A 19,914-nucleotide genomic window follows, 5' to 3' on the forward strand; every position below is an offset into this window, starting at 1 on the left:
AACCTCATGGGACCCGGAACCTCATGGGCCCCGGAACCTCATGGCATCCCGGAACCTCACCGGACGCGGAACCTCACAGCGCGCCCATGACACTCGCGAAGACGAGGAAGCCCAGCACCGGCAGGATCACGGTGGCCACGATCCCGCAGACCAGACCGGCGGTCGCCGCGCCCTTGTTGGTGGCCTCGCCCCGGTTCGCCTTGCCCCGGCCGATCGCGCCGAAGATGATCCCGAGGATCCCGAGGATGACGCCGAAGAACCACAGGAAGAAGGTCAGGCTGCACACCACGCCGATGATGCCCAGGACCAGTCCCGTGGTGCCCATGCCGTTGCTCGGCTGCATCGGCATGCCATAGCCGGGCGCCTGCGGGTAGGCCGCCGGGTAGGACGGGCCGGCGGGCGGATAGCCGTACCCCGGGCCGGGCTGCGGGGCGGACGGCGGGGCTGACGGCGGATAGGCGTATCCCCCGGCGGGCTGCTGCGGCGGCTGCGACGGCGGCGGCCCGAACCCACCGGGTCCGGGATTGGCGTCGGACATGAACTGCTCTCCCCTCGTTGACAGTCAGGGGCATCGTAATCGCCCTGTTCATGCCAGGGTTTCAGCGGACCGCCGCGACGGACGCCGGCGCCGGCAAGGCGCCGTAGTAGTCGCCGTCGTCGTAGTTATCCGAGTTGATGGCGGCCGTGATGCCGATGATGAACAGGACGATCATGAGGACGCCGAGGACGATGCCGATGATGCCCGTGATCAGACCGGCCTGCGCCTGTCCGCGGTTGTTGGCCTCGCCCCGCTCGGCCTTGCGGCGTCCCTGGACACCGAAGATCACGGCGAGGATGCCGAGGACGATGGAGACCACGCCGTACAGACAGAAGAGACAGCAGGACAGGATGCCGAGCACGAGGGCCGCGACGCCCATGCCGTTCTGCGGCTGCATCGGCATGCCGGGCCAGCCGTAGCCCGGGGGGTAGCCGGGGTAGCCGTAGCCGCCCGGGTCGCCGGGGCCGGTGGGCGCGATGGGCGGGGGCGGGACGGCGGCGCCGGGCGGCGGGTAGGCGTAACCCGGCGTGGCACCGGTCGGGGCCGTGCCGTCGGGTGCGGCGAAACCCTCGGACGGCATCGACGTGACCGTGGCCTGGTCGTGGACGGACGGCGGCCGCTGCCCGTCGTCGGGCGCCGGGTTCTTCTCCAGCGACGGCCGGTTCTCGGGCGGCGCCCACGGGTCGTGGGCTTCCCCGGCCTCCCCGCCGGGCTGCGCTGCGTCCGTCATGTCATGTCCCCCCTGGTGGTTCGTGCCGCCATGCTACGGCCTGCCCACCGCCGCCCCACCGGCCGGTGTCCGACCGTCGGCGCCCGCTGCCGGCACCGCTGCATACGATGGCAGCGCATGCGATCAGCCGATCACCCGCGTCCCCGCCGCTCACGCAGCCGGCCACGGGGACGCCGTTCCCGGGGAGGAACCTTGACCGACCATCTCGTCGACGCCGGCGTCCCGCGTGACCTGCACGCCTTCATCGCCGGACTGCCCAAGGCCGAACTGCACGTGCACCACGTCGGATCCGCCTCCCCCCGGATCGTGTCGGCCCTGGCCGCCCGCCACCCCGACTCCAAGGTCCCCACGGACCCCGAGGCCCTGGTCGACTACTTCACGTTCACGGACTTCGCCCACTTCATCGACGTGTACCTGTCCGTGGTGGATCTGATCCGCACCCCGGAGGACGTCCGGCTGCTCACCTACGAGGTGGCCCGCGACCTGGCCCGTCAGCAGGTGCGCTACGCCGAGCTGACCATCACCCCGTTCTCCTCCACCCGCCGCGGCATCGAGGCCGGCGCCTTCATGGCGGCGATCGAGGACGCCCGCAAGGCGGCCGAGGCCGAGTTCGGGACCGTGCTGCGCTGGTGCTTCGACATCCCGGGCGAGGCCGGACTGGAGTCCGCCGAGGAGACGGTACGGCTCGCCACGGACGACCGGCTGCGCCCGGAGGGCCTGGTGTCGTTCGGGCTCGGCGGGCCCGAGATCGGCGTGCCGCGGCCCCAGTTCAAGCCGTACTTCGACCGGGCCATCGCCGCCGGACTGCACTCCGTGCCGCACGCCGGTGAGACCACCGGTCCCGAGACCGTCTGGGACGCCCTGACCCACCTGCGCGCCGAGCGCATCGGACACGGCACCAGTTCCGCCCAGGACCCGAAGCTGCTCGCGCACCTCGCCGAGCACCGGATCCCGCTGGAGGTGTGCCCGACCTCCAACATCGCCACGCGCGCGGTCCGCACGATCGACGAGCACCCGCTCAAGGAGTTCGCGAAGGCCGGCGTCGCCGTCACCATCAACTCCGACGACCCGCCGATGTTCGGCACCGACCTCAACAACGAGTACGCCGTCGCCGCCCGCCTCCTCGACCTCGACGAGCGCGGCCTGGCCGACCTCGCCAAGAACGCCGTCGACGCCTCCTTCCTCGACGAGCCCGGCAAGGCCCGGATCGCGGCCGAGATCGACACGTACACCACGGACTGGCTCGCCCCCTGACCCGCCCGGCCCCCGCCCCCCACCACAATGGCCCCATGCAGAACGTGACCGCCGTCGCCCACCGCGGCGACCCCTACCGCGTCCGCGAGAACACCCTCGACTCCCTGCGCTCCGCGCTGCGACGGGGCGCGGACGCGGTGGAGATCGACGTACGTCTCACCAAGGACGGCGTGCCGATGCTCCTGCACGACGAGGCCCTGAAGCGGCTGTGGGAGCAGGACCGTCCGCTGCTCGCGCTGTCGTCGGCCGAGGTGCGGGGGCTGACGGCGGGCGGGGTGCCGACGCTGGAGGAGGCACTGGCGGCGTGCGGCGACAGCCGGGTGATGCTGGATCTGCCGGGCACGCCCGATGTCCGGGCCGCGCGCCGGGTCGTGGAGGTCGTCCGCGCGTGCGGGGCGCAGGACCGCGTCTACTACTGCGCGGGCGCCCCGGCCATGCTCGCCGTGCGCGCCGCCGACCCGGCCGCCGAGATCGCCCTGACCTGGACGACGCTGGCCCCGCCCCGCGCGGGCCTGCTCGACGCGGTACGCCCGCGCTGGCTCAACTACCGCTTCAGCCTGGTCGACCGCGCCGTCGCCGAACGCGTCCACCGCGCCGGCTACCTCCTGTCCGTCTGGACCCCGGACACCCGGCGCTCCATGCGCCGTCTGCTGGACCTCGGCGCCGACTCGATCACGACGAACCGCATCGACGTCCTGCTCGCTACACGCGGGACCGCTGAGGCACGGTCGCCGCGTCCGCGGGGGTCTCTCGGGTGAGGTACTGCGGGACGGGTGTGTCGTCCTCGCCGGTGTCGCGGACGAGGCCGTAGCGGATCGCGCCGTCGGGCGGCCCCTGGTTGATGTCCTTGTCGGCGGCGGCCCAGTCCGAGGGGAAGACGTTGAGGCCGTAGTCGGCGCCGCGTTCGTTCTGGGTGAGGGTGACGCTGCCGTCGAGGTAGAAGTACTCGTTCTGCCACATCTGCTGGGTGCCGGGCGGCGGGACGACGTAGCCGGTGGTCGCGTTGCCCATGCCGGTGGCGGAGGTGTCGGTGTCGCTGGTCCGGTCGTCCATACGGCGGCCGCCGCCGGAGGCCACATGGAACAGCTCGCCCTTGAGGCCGGTCCAGGTCGGCATGACGAGGCTGCCCGCCCGGTACTGCGGTGAGATCTGCCAGCGGACGAGGACATAGCCCTGCCCGGTGAGCGTGACGGTGTCGCCGCGGTGGTTCATCACGGCGTGGGGGCCGCCGGTGCTGGTGATGCCCGACTCGGGGCGGTGCGGCAGGGCGGCGGGCTCGGCGTTCGGGTCGGGGGCCCGGTCGACGGCGTCCACGACGGTGCCGTACAGCTCGGTCTTCCGGGTCTGCGAGGGCGACGGTGACGGCGAGGACGTGGCCGTAGGGGTGGTCGGGGACGGTGTGGGCGACGGCGGTCGTACCGTGCTCGCGGCTGTGGGTGCCGCCGCGGGCGGCGGGGTGTCCGGGGTCTGGGTGACGACGTAGGCGCCGCCCGCGACGAGCGTCGCGCCGGCCGTGACCGCCACGGCGGGTTGGGTGAGCGCGGCCATCACCTTCGCGGACCAGCCGACGGAGGTCGCCGTGACCGTGGCGGCGGCCGCCGTCTTGCCGCCGAGGGCGAGGGAGAGCGTGAAGCCGACGGGGATCGGGACGAGGGCGATGCCGACGAGGAGGCGCTCCGCCGGTACGACGGCCTCGGGGGTGTCGCCGCAGTAGCCGCAGCCCCTGATGTGCCGGGCCAGCCGCTTGCGCCAGACCGAGTCGGGGCGGCCGCTGAAGCGGGCGGTCACCTCACGCAGGCCGGGGCAGGCGCCGTCCAGCGCCCGCACGATGCCGCGCGCGGTCTCCAGCCGTTCCTTCACGCGCTGGACGCGGACGGCGGCGTGCTGCCGGCTGATCCCGGCCGCGGCGGCCAGTTCGCGCCGGGTCAGCTCGCCCGCGACCTCCAGCCACCACAGCGACAGCAGTTGCCGGTCCTCGTCGTCCAGCCAGCGCACGGCCTCGGCGACCTCGCGCCGCTGTCCCTCCAACTGGAGCCGCAGCACGGTGAGTTCGGCGAAGTCGGTGGCCTCGCGCGCCGCCGACTCCTCCAGTCGCGCGGTCTGCCTGCGGCGCGCCCGGTCCCGGATCTGCCGCATGGCGATGGCGACGAGCCAGGAGCGGAAGCTGTCCGGGTCCCGCAGCGAGCCGAGGTTGCCGACGGCGCGCAGCATGGTCTCCTGGACGACGTCGTCGACGTCGGCATGGCCGTTCAGAGCGCGCCCGACCACGTTGTAGACCAGCGGCAGCCACCCCTCGACCAGCTCGTCCAGCGCCTGCCGGTCCCCGGCCTGCGCCGCCGCGATGGTGGAGCGCCACTGCCTGCCGGCTCTCTCGTCCACGTGCGTCCTCTCCCAGGTCATCTGCTGCCCGTACGCACCTTCCTGCCTGACCAGCCCCGGTGGCTATATCGGAGATCACATTCCGCTTCCGGAGTGGAGACGCGGTGAAGGGAGCGGGGATAACACTTTTTCGGCAGTCGGCGGCCCGTAAGGGCGATCCCTTACAACACCCTTGTTCCGTACGGCACTTGCTCCGGGTCTCGCCCAGGGTCGGGCCCCTCCTCGCCGACGATTCGGCCGGGCCCGTCCCGCCCCGACGATGATCACGTACTTCCCGTCGACCTCAGGAGCAGCAGATGCCCGTACGCCCGCTTCCCTCCCTTGTCACCGCCGCGCTCGCGCTGACCCTGACCGCGCTGCCGCTGGCCGGTGCGGCGTCCGCGCGGCCCGCGTCGTCCTCGTCGCCCTCGTCGTCGTGCTCCGCGCAGGCGATCGAGGCCGCCAAGCCGGACGGCCCGGATGTGAAGGCCCTGTGCGCGGCGCTCGCCGGACTGCCCGACCAGGACGCGACGGCCGCGCTGATCCGTGTGGGCGGCAAGGGGAGCTGGCACGGGGTGGCCGGCGTGCGGGACATGAGAACCGGGGCGCCGGCGCTGGAGAACGCCCGCTTCCGGGCCGGTTCGACGACGAAGATCGTGACGTCGGCGCTGGTGCTCCAGCTCGCGGCCGAGGGGCGGATCTCCCTCGACGGGACGGTGCAGCGGTATCTGCCGGGCCTGCTCACGAAGGACTTCGCGCCGATCACCGTACGGCAGCTGCTGAACTTCACCAGCGGCCTCCAGCCGGGCGCCTCCCTCGGCGAGGACGTCGACGACGGCTACCCGCACCGCTTCGAGACGCTGACCCCCGAGGAGGTGGTGGCCGCGTCGGTCGCCAAGGGCCCCGACCCCGACCACGCGCCCGGCGAGCACCAGCGGTACGGCAACATCCACTACACCGTGCTGGGCATGCTGATCGAGAAGGTCACCGGCGACTCGTACGCCCACCAGGCGGCCGTACGGATCTTCCGCCCGCTCGGCATGCGGCACACCTCGTTCCCGGCCGGCCCGGACCCCCGTGTGCACGGGCCGCACAACCGCGGCTACGACTGGATCGACGGCCGGCTCGTCGACGTGACCGAGTGGAACATGTCCGACCGGTTCGCGGCCGGCGACATGGTCTCGACGACGGCGGACCTGGAACGGCTGCTGTTCGCCCTGTTCCGCGGCCGGGTGGTGCCCGAGCCGCAGCTGACGGAGATGTTCACGGTCCCGGACGTCAGCGGGGCCACCATGAGTGCCGGGCTCCAGCGTTTCGAGCTGAACGGCAAGGTCATCTGGGCCAAGACGGGCGCCCGCCCCGGCTATCACACCGTCGTCGCGGCCACCCGTGACCTGTCCCGCACGGTGGTCTACTCGGTCAACTCGACCGACGCGAAGGGCGACGGTCTGGCCATCGCCCAGCGTTTCGCCTTCCCCGCGTTCAACCGCTGACGGCGACGGAGGCCGGCGGCACCACCGGTGCCGTCAGCGCCTCCAGCCGCTTGATCTTCTTGCGTACGACGTACAGCGGGACGATCCCGAAGACGCCGAACGACATGTCGATCACCGACCACCAGAAGGGGATGTCGCGGATCGGCCCGCAGATCAGGGCCAGCGGGACGATGCCCACGCAGGCGATCATCCCGAACTCGACGACCCAGATGTTGCGGACCGGGTCGCGGTAGGGGCCGTAGAAGGCGACGGCGATGACGAGATGCGCGAAGGCCAGCCAGTCGGTGCCGTAGAGGAGGAAGGGGTGGTCGGCGTCGGCGGCGTCGAGGCCGCGCCGCACCCGCTCGATCCAGTCCATGAGGCCGGGCAGGTGCTCCGGCACGGACAGGGCGCGCAACAGGTCCTCGGTCCAGCGCAGTTCGTGGACGAGGGGGAAGGCCGTGGCGCCGCTGAGCACCAGGCAGACGACGAAGAAGGCCAGCCAGACGCGGATGCCCTTGAGCAGGGCGGCTCTGTCGCTCATGGGGCCAGCCTACGCCCATGGTTGAACGTGTTCAAAAACGCCCTCCGGCCTCGGACCGGTCCTACGATGTCCGCGGTGAACGGAGGAATCATGGCCCTGGACTTGAGCGGGCGGGCCTACCGCGCACAGCGGTGGGCGGCGCGGACGGCGTTGGCCGCCGCGGGGCTCGCGGTGCTGGTGCCGCTCGCGTACGGCGGCGTCGGCGGGGTTCTGCTGCTGGTGGCAGGCGCGGCGGGGCTGGGCCTCAGCGCGGTCGCGGTGTGGTGGACGCTCACCCTGCGCGGCCCGCTGCGCTGGGCGGCGGCCGTCGTCGCCGTGGCCCTGCCCGCCGCGCTCGTCGCCCTGTTCGCGGCCACCCTGTTCTGGGCGCTGCTGGCATCCGTGGCGCTGTGGGCGGTGGCCGTGTGGAGCGGCCGGTACGCGCTGCGGGGCACGGGCAGTTCCCGGGTGCGGGTGATGCGGGAGCGCAAGGCGCCGGCGCCCAGGCGGCCGTATTTGATCATGAACCCGCGCTCCGGCGGCGGCAAGGTGGTCCGCCACTCGCTCCAGGAGAAGGCCGAGCGCCTCGGCGCCCGGGTCATCCTGCTCGACCCCGACGAGCACCAGGACGTCACCGCCCTGGCCCGCAAGGCCGTGGACGAGGGCGCCGACCTGCTGGGCGTCGCGGGCGGCGACGGCACCCAGGCGCTGGTGGCGGGCGTCGCCGCCGCGTACGACATCCCGTTCCTGGTGATCAGCGCCGGCACCCGCAACCACTTCGCCATGGACCTGGGCCTGGACCGCGAGGATCCCTCCAGCTGTCTCGACGCGCTCACCGACGGCGTGGAACTGCGTGTCGACCTCGGCTACGCGGGCGGCCGGCCCTTCGTCAACAACGCCTCCTTCGGGGCGTACGCGGCCATCGTGCAGAGCCCCGGCTACCGGGACGACAAGATCGGCACCAGCCTGGAGCTGCTGCCCGACCTGCTCACCCGGCAGCAGGGCGCGCGGCTCACCGCCCACGCGGCGGACCGGACCCTCGACGCCCCGCACGCCGTGCTGGTCAGCAACAACCCCTACCGCACGGACGACCCCTTCGGCCTGGGCCGCCGCGACCGCCTCGACGCCGCGGTCCTCGGCGTCCTGGGCATCCGGGTGGACAACGCGGCCGAGGCCGCCGGCCTGCTGCTCGACCCGGCACCGGGCGGCCTGACCATCCTGACCGCACCCCACGTGGTCGTCGAGGCCGACCGCGCGGAGATCGAGGCCGGCGTCGACGGCGAGGCCCTCGTCCTCCCCACCCCGGTCCACTGCCGCATCGCCCCCGGCGCCCTCCGCGTCCGCGTCCCCCGCAAACGCCCCGGCACCCCCCAGCCCGCGCCCCGCCTGGACTGGCGCCGACTGCGGAAGCTGGCGGCGACGGTGGGGCGGACGGCGGTGCACCACCGGCGGCCCTGACCTCGACCGGGGCCCTTGCCACCCGCCGGACGGTGCAGCCCGCCGGATGGTGCAACCCGCCGGATGGTGCAGTTTGCACCAAGGCGCCGTGAAGACGGGGCGTGACGGCGTTGTCCGCCAAGGGGCGCCGCGCGCACCGTTGGGATCACGTACTTCTCCACGTGCTTCCCAGCGACCCGAAGGCGGTAGTGGCATGGCCGAAGCGGACGGTTCCGCCGAGTACTTCGACATCGTGATCATCGGCGCCGCACTGGCCGAGGAGGACCGGCAGGTCAACCGGGCCGATCTGGTCCAGTGGCTGACCTCCAACATCCACCGCCCGGGCCGCCGGGTCGAGCCCTACGTCGGACCGGAGGCGCTCACCTACGTCCGGGATCTCCGCCGGCGGGCATCAGCCCGGACTTCGCCGGCGCCTGGCGCGCGGCGGTCGCCGTGGCGTGGCGGCGGTGGGTCTCCGCGTGTCTGGCCCAGACCGACGATCCGGCGCTGCTCACCGAGGTCCTCGACATCGCGTCGCAGTCGATCTTCCAGTTCGCGACGGACTCCGTCGAGGCGCTGCGGCTGGCCGGGCTGGAGGATCACGCGGCGACGGCCGACGCGCAGGCGCTGGCGGCCATCGAGCTGATCGTCGGCGGAGCGCCGATCGCGCCGGAGCTGGCCGAGGCCCAGCTCGGCTACCGGCTCGCCCGCCGGCACACGGCCTTGATCCTGTGGACCGCCACGGATCGGCCGGGGCTCGACCGGGCGGTGGAACAGATCGCCCGGAGTCCAATAGGCCATGGGCTGCTGGTCGCGGCCGCCAGCGTCGCGGCCCGCTGGATCTGGGTTCCCTCCGGGTCCGAGGACGAGCTCCTCGGCTGCCTCGGCGGGGTGGACGGCGTCCAGGCCACGATCGGGCGCACGGCGTACGGGATCGAGGGGTTCCGCACGAGCCACGGTGAGGCGCTCGCGGCCCAGGCGGTGCTGATCCGGCTGGGGTCACCGCGGCGCGTCACCCGGTTCGCCGACGTCGAACTGGTGGACGTACTGACCCGGGACCGCGAGGTGGCGGACACCTTCGTGACCCGCACCCTCGGCGAGCTGGCTCAGGCGGACCGCACTCTGCGCCGGACCGTCCTGACCTACATCCAGTGCGGCTTCAACACGACCCGCGGCGCCTCCCGCCTCTACGCCCACCGCAACACCGTCGAACGCCGCATCGCCCGGGCCGACGCCCTGTCAGCCACCAAACTCGACGACAACCCGGCCCAGCTCGCGGCGGCCTTGCTGATCCTCGACCTCCGTGACCAGGAAGAGCGGTAGGCCCCGCCTACAACCCCGCAGCAGTAGGCCCCGCTACAACCCCGCGATGGCGTTCCACCGCTTCCCGAACCCCACCCGCTCCTCCGACGTGATGTCCCGCGCGACGGCCAGCCGTCGGCGCATCGCCGGGCCCAGGAAGATCAGCGGGTCCTCGGCCAGCGCGGCCGTCTCCTCGTCCTGGGCGGCGGCGGTCCTTGATGTAGTCGCTGCCGGTGAAGCGCCGGATCTGGCCCTCGCGGACCTGTTCCTCGACCTGGTCGCAGACGGTGTGGAAGTCGTCCGCCGTACACCGCGTGATGTCGACGCCGTTGCCCTGCATGAGCAGCGCGAAGGCCTCGTCGAGTCCGGAGAGGAGCGTCACCCGGCCCTTGAGGTCGCTCGCCCACAGCTCGGACACGCCGCGTATGTCACGCCCCAACCGGCGGCGGTTGTACGCGATGCCGGTGATACCGGACTGCCACGGCACTGTGTACTTCCGCCCGGGGTCGAAGGCGGGGGGCCGCAGCAGCGGGTCCAGGTACTTGGTCACGTTCGGCTGCCGCGCCCGGTCCATCTCCTGTACCCAGCCCAGCCGTAGGAACCGGGCGCACATCCAGTCACTGATGACGACGAGATCGCGGCCGGTGCGCTGGTGGTTCATCAGGGCGGGACTGCCAGTTCGCCCACGTCAGCCGCTTGTCCGTGGCGGACACATCGGTGGCGGCCCGGTCGCCGGGCGACACATAGGCGGGCCGCACCCCGCAGCCTGCGAGCCCGCCGAGCGCGGCGCCCCCCACCGAGAACACGCAGCAAGGTCCGACGGGCGAGCGGCGAGTTCATCGAGGGGAGGGCCATTGCGGAAGCATGCCGCCGCGGCCACCGGCCGGGCAATGGACGCCCCGTCAAGCAGGACGGCCCCGACCGGACACCCTGCCGATCACGCCGCCAAGGGGCGCGGGGCTGTATCGAATTGCGGCTCCGCCGCGGGGGCGCGACCAGCCCCCACGCGCCCGTACTCGACGAACTACGCGTCCAGAGACGTCATCACGTGCTTGATCCTCGTGTAGTCATCGAACCCGTATCCCGAAAGGTCCTTGCCATACCCCGACTTCTTGAACCCACCGTGCGGCATCTCCGCGACCAGCGGAATGTGCGTGTTGATCCACACGCACCCGAAGTCCAGCTTCTTCGACATCCGCATCGCCCGCCCGTGGTCCTTCGTCCACACGGACGAAGCCAGCGCGTACTCCACGCCGTTGGCCCACTCGACGGCCTGCTCCTCGTCCGAGAAGGACTGGACGGTGATGACAGGACCGAAGACCTCCTTCTGGATGATCTCGTCGTCCTGCTTCAGCCCGGACACCACGGTCGGCGCGTAGAAGTACCCCTTCTCACCGACCTGGTGGCCACCGGCCTCGACCTTGGCGTGGGCCGGCAGCCGCTCGATGAACCCGGAGACCTGCTTGAGCTGGTTGGGGTTGTTGAGCGGGCCGAACAGCACGTCCTCGTCGTCCGGCTGGCCCGTCTTCGTGTCGGCGGCGGCCTTCGCGAGGGCCTGCACGAACTCGTCGTGGATGCCTTCCTGGACGAGCACGCGCGTGGCGGCCGTACAGTCCTGACCGGCGTTGAAGAAGCCCGCGACGGAGATGTCCTCGACGGCCTTGGCGATGTCGGTGTCGTCGAAGACGACGACCGGCGCCTTGCCGCCCAGCTCCAGGTGGACCCGCTTGAGGTCCTTGGAGGCCGACTCGGCGACCGACATGCCGGCGCGCACGGAGCCGGTGATGGAGGCCATCGCCGGCGTCGGGTGCTCGACCATGAGGCGGCCGGTGTCACGGTCACCCGTGACGACGTTGAAGACGCCCTTCGGCAGGATCGCCCCGATGATCTCGGCGATCAGGACCGTCGAGGCCGGAGTGGTGTCCGACGGCTTCAGCACCACGGTGTTGCCCGCGGCGATGGCCGGCGCGAACTTCCATACGGCCATCATCATCGGGTAGTTCCAGGGCGCGACCTGCGCGCACACCCCGACCGGCTCACGGCGGACGATGGAGGTGAGGCCCTCCATGTACTCACCGGCCGAGCGGCCCTCCAGCATCCGCGCCGCGCCCGCGAAGAAGCGGATCTGGTCCACCATCGGCGGGATCTCCTCGGAGCGGGTCAGCCCGATCGGCTTGCCCGTGTTCTCCACCTCGGCCGCGATGAGCTCCTCGGCCCGGTCCTCGAACGCGTCCGCGATCTTCAGGAGGGCCTTCTGCCGCTCCGCGGGCGTCGTGTCACGCCAGCCGGGGAAGGCCCGGGCGGCGGCTTCCATCGCGGCGTCGACGTCCGCCTGCCCGGACAGCGGCGCGGTCGCGTACGCCTCGCCCGTCGCGGGGTTGACCACGTCGGTGGTCCGTCCGTCGGCGGCGTCCCGGAACTCACCGTCGATGTAGTTGCGCAGACGACGCAGCTCGGTGCTCACTGCCGGCCTCCTGTCAGGTGGTTTCACTGCTGTTGGCTGTCAGTCCTGGTTGTCCAGTTACTGAGACACCTACCCTAGTCGGCCGGGCCACGTTTTCAACACCCCTGATCCCGGCAAGACTGCGAAATCCGCAAGTCTCAGTCGCGTAAACAACGAATTTCATCGCTCCGGCCTTGCGGAACAGTCGAGACGTCGTGCACAGTGACGTCGTGGCCAGTCGAAGCGCAGAGCACAGGGACTCCCGCGAGTCCAGGAACGGCGGCGGTCCCCAGCTGGACGCCGTCTCCCTCGCCATCATCGAACAACTCCAGGAGGACGGCCGCCGGCCGTACGCCGCCATCGGCAAGGCAGTGGGCCTGTCCGAGGCGGCCGTGCGCCAGCGCGTCCAGAAGTTGCTCGACCAGGGCGTGATGCAGATCGTCGCCGTCACGGACCCGCTCACCGTGGGCTTCCGCAGGCAGGCGATGGTCGGTGTCCACGTCGAGGGCGATGTGGAGTCGGTGGCCGACGCACTGACCGCCATGTCCGAATGCGAGTACGTGGTGATGACCGCCGGGTCCTTCGACCTGATGGTGGAGATCGTCTGCGAGGACGACGACCACCTCCTGGACGTCATCAACCGCCGCATCCGGGCCGTCCCCGGAGTGCGCTCGACCGAGAGCTTCGTCTACCTCAAGCTCAAGAAGCAGACCTACATGTGGGGAACCCGATAACCGTGAGGACCCGATAACCGTGAGCAGCAACAGCCCTCAGGACCTCAGCAGGACCGCGTACGACCACTTGTGGATGCACTTCACGCGCATGTCCTCGTACGAGAACTCCCCCGTCCCGACCATCGTCCGGGGCGAGGGCACCCACATCTACGACGACAAGGGCAAGCGCTACCTCGACGGGCTCGCCGGCCTGTTCGTGGTGCAGGCCGGGCACGGCCGCGTCGAGCTGGCCGAGACCGCGTTCAAGCAGGCTCAGGAGCTGGCGTTCTTCCCGGTGTGGTCCTACGCGCACCCGAAGGCCGTGGAGCTGGCGGAGCGGCTGGCCCACGAGGCACCGGGCGACCTCAACAAGGTCTTCTTCACCACCGGCGGCGGTGAGGCGGTCGAGACCGCCTGGAAGCTCGCCAAGCAGTACTTCAAGCTGGTCGGCAAGCCCACCAAGTACAAGGTGATCTCCCGTGCGGTGGCCTACCACGGCACCCCGCAGGGCGCCCTGTCCATCACGGGCCTGCCCGGTCTGAAGGCGCCGTTCGAGCCCCTCGTCCCGGGCGCGCACAAGGTCCCGAACACCAACATCTACCGCGCCCCGATCCACGGCGACGACCCGGAGGCCTTCGGCCGCTGGGCCGCCGACCAGATCGAGCAGCAGATCCTCTTCGAGGGCCCGGACACGGTCGCCGCGGTCTTCCTGGAGCCGGTGCAGAACGCGGGCGGCTGCTTCCCGCCCCCGCCCGGCTACTTCCAGCGGGTGCGTGAGATCTGCGACCAGTACGACGTGCTGCTCGTGTCGGACGAGGTCATCTGCGCCTTCGGCCGCCTCGGCACGACGTTCGCCTGCGACAAGTTCGGCTACGTCCCGGACATGATCACCTGCGCCAAGGGCATGACCTCGGGCTACTCCCCGATCGGCGCCTGCATCGTCTCCGACCGCCTCGCCGAGCCGTTCTACAAGGGCGACAACACCTTCCTGCACGGCTACACCTTCGGCGGGCACCCCGTGTCGGCCGCGGTGGGCCTCGCCAACCTCGACCTGTTCGAACGCGAGGGCCTCAACCAGCACGTCCTCGACAACGAGGGCGCCTTCCGCTCGACCCTGGAGAAGCTCCACGACCTGCCGATCGTCGGCGACGTCCGCGGCAACGGCTTCTTCTACGGCATCGAGCTGGTGAAGGACAAGAACACCAGGGAGTCCTTCAACGAGGAGGAGACCGAGCGGGTTCTCTACGGCTTCCTCTCCAAGGCCCTCTTCGACAACGGCCTGTACTGCCGTGCCGACGACCGCGGTGACCCGGTCGTGCAGCTCGCTCCGCCGCTGATCTCCAACCAGGAGACGTTCGACGAGATCGAGCAGATCCTGCGGGCGACCCTGTCGGAGGCGTGGACCAAGCTCTAGCCGCACGAGGTTCGTACGACGGCGGGGGTGCACCCGTAGGAGTGAGAAGGGTGCACCCCCGCCGCGTGCTGTCCCTCGTTCCGGTCCCGGATCCTTAGCGTGCCTGGTAACCGATCGGCCCTGTCTTCGTTCCCCCGCACGGGGGAACGAACGCGGGAACTACGGATCTGACGAGGTGTACGCCCATGGAGGCTCCGCCGGACAACGACGTGCTCTGGGCACGCGCGCTGCACTTCACGCACCGCGACGGCTCCCCCGCGCTCGGCGGGGTCTCGCTCGGAGTGCGCGAGGCCGAGATCCTCGCCGTCACCGGCCCGCGCGGCAGCGGCAAGACGGCTCTCCTGCGGTGTCTGTCCGGCCTGGTCCCCCCGGTGCGCGGCGAGGTCTGGTTCAACAGCGTCCCGGTGCACACCATGGGCCCGCTGGCCCGCGAACGGCTCCGCCGCGACCGCTTCACCTGGATCGACCCGACCCCGACGCTCGTCCCGGAGCTGAACGTCTGGGAGAACGCCGCCCTCCCCCTGATGCTGCGCGGCACCAGTCGCCGTCGCGCCAAGACGGCCGCGCTGGAGTGGCTGAACCGCCTGGACGTCGGCGAGTCGGCCCGCAAGCGCCCGCACCAGCTGGTCCAGGCCGAACGGCAGCGCGTCTGCATCGCCCGGGCGCTCGCCCCCTCACCGACGGTCCTGTTCGCCGACGAACCGACGGCCCCGCTGCACCGCGCCGACCGCGCCCACGTCCTGCGCACCCTGACGACAGCGGCCCGCTCGCACGGCATCACCGTCGTCCTGACCACGTACGACGTGGAGAACGCGGCCTTCGCCGACCGCACCGTCGCCCTCCTCGACGGACGGCGCGTCAACACGGTGCACCTGCCGCCGGTCACCGCGACGGAAGGCCGGGCGGCGTGCTCGCTCTCCGTCTGACCCGAACCGGCCGGCCCGCCGTACAGCTGCGCCGTCTGCTCGTGGCGGCGGCCTCGGCGGGCACGGGCTTCCTGCTGCTGAGCGCCCTCGGGTACGCGCTGTCCCACGCCGACCCCGGCGCGGCGATCCTGCGTCTGGCCTGGTGCCTGCCTCCGCTGGCCGCGACGATCCACCTCGCGGTGGCCGTGGCCCGCACCGACCCGGGCACCAGACCCCGCCCCGGCCTCGCGGCGATCGGCCTCGGCCCGGCCCGCCTGATGCTGGTCTCGGCCACCACCACCGCCCTGTCCTGCACCCTCGGCTCGATGCTCGCCCTGCTGGTCTTCCTCCATCTGCGCGGCGACCTGACCGGCATGCCCTTCGACGGCGCGGCCGCGCAGTTCCTCGCGGCGGACGCCCCCCTGCCCCTGCCGGCCGCCCTGACCCTGCTGACCCTGGTCCCGGCGACCGCGTCGACGACGGTGGCCCTCGCCCTGCGCCCGAAGGAAGCCGGACCCGCCGGGGCACGGGGCGCCGAAGGGAGGTCGTACCGCCGCTTCGGGGCGTACGGCAGGGCGGTGGCACGGGAGACGTTCGGAGCCTACGGGCGGTTCGGGGCGCGACGGCGTGGCGCCCCGGACAGGGGCGGCGCCGGGCCGGCGGCAGATCCAGGCCCGGAAACCGAACCGACCGCCACGCCGGCCGCGACCGCGACCGCGGCCGAGGAGACGGCGGAAACGGCGGCGAGGGCGGAAACGCTGGACGCAGCGGCCCACCTCCCGGCCCCCCGCAAACCCCCCGCAGGCCTCCCCTGGGGCATCGCCGTCCTCGCCGCGGGCCTGGCCGTGGAGGCCTACGCCGCCCGTGCGGCGACCGGCGCCCTCACGCTGCCCTCCGCCCTGCCGACCGGCCCCGCCGGCGTCCTGGCCGGCTGGCTCCTGGCCGCGCTCGGGCTGGCCCTGGCCGCCCCCGGCCTCACCCACTTCTGCGGCCGGCTCCTGCAGTCCGTACGCCCGGGCGCCGTACGTCTCCTCGCGGGCCGGGTCCTGATGGAGGAGGCCACCCGCATCGGCCGCCCCCTCGGCGTCGTCTGCGCCGTGGCCTCCGCGGCGTACGCCATGGCCCCGCTCTCCGCCCCCGCGGCCACCGCCGCCGTCGGCCCGCTCACCACCCTCGGCGCCGTCCTGGTCACCGGCTGCACCGTGGCCACGCTGCTCACGGCCGCCGTGGAGGCCAAGCAGGCCCGCGCCGACACCACGGCCGCGCTGCTCCGTCTCGGCGCCCCGACCACACTGCTGCGCAGCGCGGCGGCCTTGCGCGCCGGCGCCCTGCTCGCCTTCTTCTGCCCGCTCACCCTGATCGTGGCCGAGTTGGCCGCACTGCCTCTGGCAGCCCGCTGAAGCCGACGACAGGCGCCGGAAAAGTCGTCGGAGAACTCGTACGAAAAAATCTCCGCACGGCGATGAGTTCCGCTCGGACCCCCGGTCTACCCCACCGAACAGCAGACACCCCGATGGGAGAGACCACGATGACCGCCCCCGCGTACCAGCAGATGATCTTCGTCAACCTGCCCGTGAACGACCTCGGCGCCTCAAAGAAGTTCTTCACGGAGCTCGGCTACTCGATCAACGAGCAGTTCAGCGACGACACGACGGCCTCGGTCGTGATCAGCGAGACCATCGTCGCGATGGTGCACACCCACGACAAGTACGCCCAGTTCACGAAGAAGCCGATCGCGGACGCCACGAAGAGCAGCGAGGTGCTGATCGCGCTGAGCGCCGAGAGCCGCGAGAAGGTCGACGAGCTGGTCGACAAGGCGCTCGCCGCGGGCGGTTCCGTAGCCGGCGAGACCCAGGACCACGGCTTCATGTACGGCCGCGCCTTCGACGACCTCGACGGCCACACCTGGGAGGTCGTCTGGATGGACCCGTCGGCCATCGAGGGCTGACGCGGGCCGTCCCATCCACGGTGCCTAGCATGGGCGGGTGCAGACGATGCCCGCCCATGCGGCCCACCACAACGACCGTGAGATAGAGACGCTCGAGGAGTTCGACGCGACCGTGTCGGCGCGCGGCTCCCTCGCCGGATTCCGTGTCCAGGCCGTCGATCTGACGGACCGTACGCGCGAGCTGCTCACCACCAGCGCCGCGGGCGCCCTCTTCCTCGGCTGCCCGATGCGCGAGGAGGCCGCGGCGAAGGTCCGCACGGACGGCGCCCTCGTCTTCCCGCCGATCCCGAGCCTGCCCTTCGACCCTTACCGGGGGCTGGTCTACTCCCCCGACGAGCTCTTCGCCTCCCTGACGGACGGCCCGGACGGCTACGAGAACACGCCCGACGCCGTCGCCTACGCCTGGTTCCAGCGGACCAAGGCCGACGGTGACGTCTACGCCTCCATGCTGCGCGCGGTCCACGACGACTCCGTGTCGGACGCGCTGGACGAACTCCTCGCCGGGGCACGGGTGGTGGGCGTCATGGGCGGCCACGCGATGCGGCGCGGCACGGAGGCGTACGAGGGTGCCGCGCGGCTCGGCCGGGAGCTGGCCCGTGCCGGACTCACGGTCGCCACCGGCGGCGGTCCGGGCGCGATGGAGGCGGCCAACCTCGGCGCGTACGCCGCCCCGTACGACGACGAGATGCTCACCGACGCGCTCCGGCTGCTGGCGAAGGCGCCCCTGTTCACCCCGTCGATCACCGAGTGGGCGACGGCCGCCTTCGAGGTCCGTGCGCGCTGGCCGAAGGGCGGCCGCTCCGTCGGCATCCCGACCTGGTTCTACGGCCACGAGCCGCCGAACCCCTTCGCCTCCCACATCGCCAAGTACTTCGCCAACGCCACCCGCGAGGACGGCCTCCTGGCCCGTTCGAACGCGGGCGTCGTCTTCCTGCCGGGGGCCGCCGGCACCGTGCAGGAGATCTTCGACAACGCCACGCCGAACTACTACGAGTCGCGCGGCGAGCCGACCCCGATGGTGCTCGTGAACCGGGCCCACTGGACGGAGAAGTTGCCGACCTGGCCGCTGCTGCAGGCACTCGCCCGGGAGCGGTCGATGGAGTCCCGTATCGCCCTGGTCGACCGGATCGAGGAGGCTCCGGCGGCGCTGAAACGTCTCAGCGATTAATAAGAGGGCAAAGCCAACGGCTGTGGGCGGCATATGCGTTGACACTGCTTATGCCACGCTTATAAACCTGTGAGACTCCTGGGGACGGTGATGTCACGTCACCGCCTCGTTCAACCCCCCTCAGTGATGCAACTCGTAAGGACAAAAGTGTCCATAAACCGCCGTACTGTCGCGCGTTCCGTGCGCGCTCTTGGTGTTGCCTCCGCCTCGGCCGCGCTCGCGCTCGGCTTCGCGGGCAACGCGCTCGCGTGCAACATCAGTGAATTCTCCGCCGAAGCCAAGTGCGACGGCGACAAGGGTGTCATCACGGTCACCGACGTCGACCCCAGCGGTGTCCCGGCGACCGTGAGCGTCTTCCTGCAGAACAACGGCGCCGACCTGAAGAAGGTCGGCGAGCAGGTGGTCAAGGGCTCGCGCGAGGGTGTCACCATCACCTTTGCCGAGGACTGGAAGCCGGACGCCGAGTACCGCGTCCACGTCAAGGCCGGCGGCTATGTCGACGAGGACATCGAGCCGAACCTGACGACGCCGTCCACGGCCTGCAAGAAGGACGAGGAGGAGCCGCCGGCCCCGTCGGACACCCCGACCCCGTCGGACTCCGCGTCCACCCCGGCCGAGGAGACCGACTCCCCGGCCCCGACGCCCTCGGAGAGCGAGAGCACCGCCCCCGCGGACACGGCCAGCAGCGCCCCGTCCCCGGCGAGCGACGACTCCAACCTCGCCGAGACCGGCGCGAACTCCAACACCGGCCTGATCGCCGGCATCGCGGTCGCCCTGGTCGCCGTCGGTGGCGGCGCGGTCTTCTTCGGCCTGCGCCGTCGCGGGGCGAGCAGCGACCGCTGACCCGCCCGCACAGCAACGCCCTTGTGGCCCGTCCCCGTTCCCGGGGGCGGGCCGTTCGCCTGTCAGCCGAAGGTCGCCCGCTCCAGCCAGAACTCCAGCAACTCCCGCTCGCCGAGGACCTCCAACTCCGGGCTGTCCAGCGGCAGCCGACGGTAGAAGGCGAGGAGTACGTCGGTGAGCGTGCCGCGGAGCGCGACGGTCGCCTTCTCGTGGCCACGCCGCCAGCCGATGACGTCCTCGGAGAGATCGATCAGCCACTCCGCGTGCACGTCAGCCGTGTCGTCGGTGGCGTGCAGATGAATGCTGCCGCCCGGCCTGCGCAACTCCCGCGAGGGATCGTCCGGCAGCGTCCGCTGGGCCCACTCCACGATCTCCAGCCACTCGTCGATCGCGTCGGCGGCGATGTCCGGGGCGACCTCGTAGGGCTGCCCGGCGGCGAGCGTCGCGTCCGCGCGGTGGATCGTGATCTCGTGGGCCATACGGCGGGCCCAGAACCCGGCGTTGCACACCCCGGTCCAGCTCCACACATTGGCATCCGGGCCGGCCTCCCGCAGCGCGGCGACGACCATCTCGCCGGTCTCCGTGAGCCAGGCGTCGAGCGCGGCGGGGTCGCCCTCCCCCTCGGGGCCGTCGGCCTTGGGCACCTGCCCCTCCGCGACCTCCTCCTGCGTCCGCGTCCGCACCAGCAGCTCTGCCCAGCGCAGGGCGCCGCCGGCATGCCGTACGAGCTGTTCCAGTGACCAGTCCGGGCAGGTCGGCACGGTGGCGGACAGGTCGGCGCCGGAGGTCACCACGGCCCTCAACAGGCCAACCTGATGGGCGATTTCGTCACAGTAGCGATCGTGCGGGAGCGGCGTCATGCCCCG

General features: G+C 71.7%; 18 protein-coding genes and 1 pseudogene. 12 read left to right on the top strand and 7 right to left on the bottom strand.

From position 1 onward, the window contains the following. Positions 1-73: 73 nt before the first annotated feature. Both AQJ67_RS33355 and AQJ67_RS33360 read right to left on the bottom strand, forming a co-directional pair. Entirely contained in the window at positions 74-538 is a 465-nt protein-coding gene (locus AQJ67_RS33355) for a DUF4190 domain-containing protein (RefSeq protein WP_062723093.1), read from the bottom strand. A gap of 61 nt (positions 539-599) precedes the next feature. Further along, positions 600-1,268 carry a DUF4190 domain-containing protein gene (locus AQJ67_RS33360; RefSeq protein ID WP_062723094.1) on the bottom strand — a complete coding sequence of 223 codons (669 nt, stop codon included), beginning with the start codon at positions 1,266-1,268 and terminating at the stop codon, positions 600-602. Positions 1,269-1,460: 192 nt separating this feature from the next. Here AQJ67_RS33360 and AQJ67_RS33365 point away from each other — a divergent pair, with 192 nt between their 5' ends. Further along, positions 1,461-2,522: an adenosine deaminase gene (locus AQJ67_RS33365; protein WP_062723095.1), complete on the top strand. Its 1,062-nt coding sequence runs from the start codon at positions 1,461-1,463 to the stop codon at positions 2,520-2,522. A gap of 35 nt (positions 2,523-2,557) precedes the next feature. Continuing rightward, on the top strand, positions 2,558-3,280 hold the full coding sequence (locus tag AQJ67_RS33370; protein WP_062723096.1) for a glycerophosphodiester phosphodiesterase: 723 nt from the start codon (positions 2,558-2,560) through the stop codon (positions 3,278-3,280). On the opposite strand, the gene AQJ67_RS33375 is transcribed toward AQJ67_RS33370, so the two are convergent. Further along, positions 3,225-4,922, bottom strand: a complete 1,698-nt coding sequence (locus AQJ67_RS33375; protein ID WP_062723097.1) for a sigma-70 family RNA polymerase sigma factor — start codon at positions 4,920-4,922, stop codon at positions 3,225-3,227. The genes AQJ67_RS33370 and AQJ67_RS33375 overlap by 56 nt on opposite strands. Before the next feature lie 275 nt (positions 4,923-5,197). On the opposite strand from AQJ67_RS33375, the gene AQJ67_RS33380 reads away from it, so the two are divergent. After that, the gene (locus tag AQJ67_RS33380) at positions 5,198-6,373 is read left to right on the top strand and encodes a serine hydrolase domain-containing protein (protein ID WP_062723098.1); all 1,176 of its coding nucleotides are present in this window, start codon (positions 5,198-5,200) and stop codon (positions 6,371-6,373) included. Here the strand turns inward: AQJ67_RS33380 and AQJ67_RS33385 are convergent. Next, positions 6,363-6,896, bottom strand: a complete 534-nt coding sequence (locus tag AQJ67_RS33385; RefSeq protein ID WP_062723099.1) for a hypothetical protein — start codon at positions 6,894-6,896, stop codon at positions 6,363-6,365. The genes AQJ67_RS33380 and AQJ67_RS33385 overlap by 11 nt on opposite strands. Positions 6,897-6,986: 90 nt before the next feature. Here AQJ67_RS33385 and AQJ67_RS33390 point away from each other — a divergent pair, with 90 nt between their 5' ends. Next, positions 6,987-8,333, top strand: a complete 1,347-nt coding sequence (locus AQJ67_RS33390) for a diacylglycerol/lipid kinase family protein (protein WP_062723100.1) — start codon at positions 6,987-6,989, stop codon at positions 8,331-8,333. A 432-nt stretch (positions 8,334-8,765) separates the two neighbouring features. Then, a complete protein-coding gene (locus tag AQJ67_RS33395; protein WP_062723101.1) occupies positions 8,766-9,635 on the top strand; it encodes a PucR family transcriptional regulator in 870 nt (289 codons plus the stop codon). Positions 9,636-9,668: 33 nt separating this feature from the next. Here the strand turns inward: AQJ67_RS33395 and AQJ67_RS33400 are convergent. After that, a pseudogene (locus AQJ67_RS33400) lies at positions 9,669-10,469 on the bottom strand (type 2 periplasmic-binding domain-containing protein). Positions 10,470-10,638: 169 nt separating this feature from the next. Then, a complete protein-coding gene (locus AQJ67_RS33405; protein WP_062723102.1) occupies positions 10,639-12,078 on the bottom strand; it encodes a gamma-aminobutyraldehyde dehydrogenase in 1,440 nt (479 codons plus the stop codon). A 194-nt stretch (positions 12,079-12,272) separates the two neighbouring features. Between AQJ67_RS33405 and AQJ67_RS33410 the strand changes: the two genes are divergently transcribed. The 7 genes from AQJ67_RS33410 to AQJ67_RS33440 all read left to right on the top strand — a co-directional run bounded on the left by AQJ67_RS33410 (position 12,273) and on the right by AQJ67_RS33440 (position 19,048). Then, positions 12,273-12,791: an Lrp/AsnC family transcriptional regulator gene (locus tag AQJ67_RS33410; protein ID WP_048580694.1), complete on the top strand. Its 519-nt coding sequence runs from the start codon at positions 12,273-12,275 to the stop codon at positions 12,789-12,791. A gap of 19 nt (positions 12,792-12,810) precedes the next feature. Further along, a complete protein-coding gene (locus tag AQJ67_RS33415; protein ID WP_062723103.1) occupies positions 12,811-14,184 on the top strand; it encodes an aspartate aminotransferase family protein in 1,374 nt (457 codons plus the stop codon). Positions 14,185-14,369: 185 nt separating this feature from the next. Next, positions 14,370-15,110 carry an ABC transporter ATP-binding protein gene (locus AQJ67_RS33420; RefSeq protein WP_062723104.1) on the top strand — a complete coding sequence of 247 codons (741 nt, stop codon included), beginning with the start codon at positions 14,370-14,372 and terminating at the stop codon, positions 15,108-15,110. After that, positions 15,092-16,489 (top strand): hypothetical protein, encoded by a 1,398-nt coding sequence (locus AQJ67_RS33425; RefSeq protein WP_062723105.1) that lies wholly within the window; start codon positions 15,092-15,094, stop codon positions 16,487-16,489. Before AQJ67_RS33420 ends, AQJ67_RS33425 begins: the two co-directional genes overlap by 19 nt. A 128-nt stretch (positions 16,490-16,617) precedes the next feature. Next, positions 16,618-17,037: a VOC family protein gene (locus AQJ67_RS33430; protein WP_062723106.1), complete on the top strand. Its 420-nt coding sequence runs from the start codon at positions 16,618-16,620 to the stop codon at positions 17,035-17,037. Positions 17,038-17,074: 37 nt separating this feature from the next. Continuing rightward, a complete protein-coding gene (locus AQJ67_RS33435) occupies positions 17,075-18,205 on the top strand; it encodes an LOG family protein (protein ID WP_062723107.1) in 1,131 nt (376 codons plus the stop codon). Positions 18,206-18,331: 126 nt separating this feature from the next. Beyond that, complete coding sequence (locus tag AQJ67_RS33440) at positions 18,332-19,048, top strand: LAETG motif-containing sortase-dependent surface protein (protein WP_062723108.1); 717 nt, start codon at positions 18,332-18,334, stop codon at positions 19,046-19,048. Between the two features lie 62 nt (positions 19,049-19,110). Here AQJ67_RS33440 and AQJ67_RS33445 read toward each other — a convergent pair whose 3' ends face one another. Further along, positions 19,111-19,908: a maleylpyruvate isomerase family mycothiol-dependent enzyme gene (locus tag AQJ67_RS33445; protein ID WP_062723109.1), complete on the bottom strand. Its 798-nt coding sequence runs from the start codon at positions 19,906-19,908 to the stop codon at positions 19,111-19,113. Between the last annotated feature and the right edge of the window lie 6 nt (positions 19,909-19,914).

It is taken from the genome of Streptomyces caeruleatus (assembly GCF_001514235.1).
Lineage (GTDB): Bacteria > Actinomycetota > Actinomycetes > Streptomycetales > Streptomycetaceae > Streptomyces > Streptomyces caeruleatus.

What these genes read in the sequence shown, in the direction of transcription:
- AQJ67_RS33370 (WP_062723096.1), top strand. Translation starts at nt 2,558, where the DNA reads ATGCAGAACGTGACCGCCGTCGCCCACCGCGGCGACCCCTACCGCGTC.
- AQJ67_RS33390 (WP_062723100.1), top strand. Translation starts at nt 6,987, where the DNA reads ATGGCCCTGGACTTGAGCGGGCGGGCCTACCGCGCACAGCGGTGGGCG.
- AQJ67_RS33380 (WP_062723098.1), top strand. Translation starts at nt 5,198, where the DNA reads ATGCCCGTACGCCCGCTTCCCTCCCTTGTCACCGCCGCGCTCGCGCTG.
- AQJ67_RS33440 (WP_062723108.1), top strand. Translation starts at nt 18,332, where the DNA reads ATGCAACTCGTAAGGACAAAAGTGTCCATAAACCGCCGTACTGTCGCG.
- AQJ67_RS33355 (WP_062723093.1), bottom strand. Translation starts at nt 538, where the DNA reads ATGTCCGACGCCAATCCCGGACCCGGTGGGTTCGGGCCGCCGCCGTCG.
- AQJ67_RS33430 (WP_062723106.1), top strand. Translation starts at nt 16,618, where the DNA reads ATGACCGCCCCCGCGTACCAGCAGATGATCTTCGTCAACCTGCCCGTG.
- AQJ67_RS33360 (WP_062723094.1), bottom strand. Translation starts at nt 1,268, where the DNA reads ATGACGGACGCAGCGCAGCCCGGCGGGGAGGCCGGGGAAGCCCACGAC.
- AQJ67_RS33375 (WP_062723097.1), bottom strand. Translation starts at nt 4,922, where the DNA reads ATGACCTGGGAGAGGACGCACGTGGACGAGAGAGCCGGCAGGCAGTGG.
- AQJ67_RS33420 (WP_062723104.1), top strand. Translation starts at nt 14,370, where the DNA reads ATGGAGGCTCCGCCGGACAACGACGTGCTCTGGGCACGCGCGCTGCAC.
- AQJ67_RS33445 (WP_062723109.1), bottom strand. Translation starts at nt 19,908, where the DNA reads ATGACGCCGCTCCCGCACGATCGCTACTGTGACGAAATCGCCCATCAG.
- AQJ67_RS33385 (WP_062723099.1), bottom strand. Translation starts at nt 6,896, where the DNA reads ATGAGCGACAGAGCCGCCCTGCTCAAGGGCATCCGCGTCTGGCTGGCC.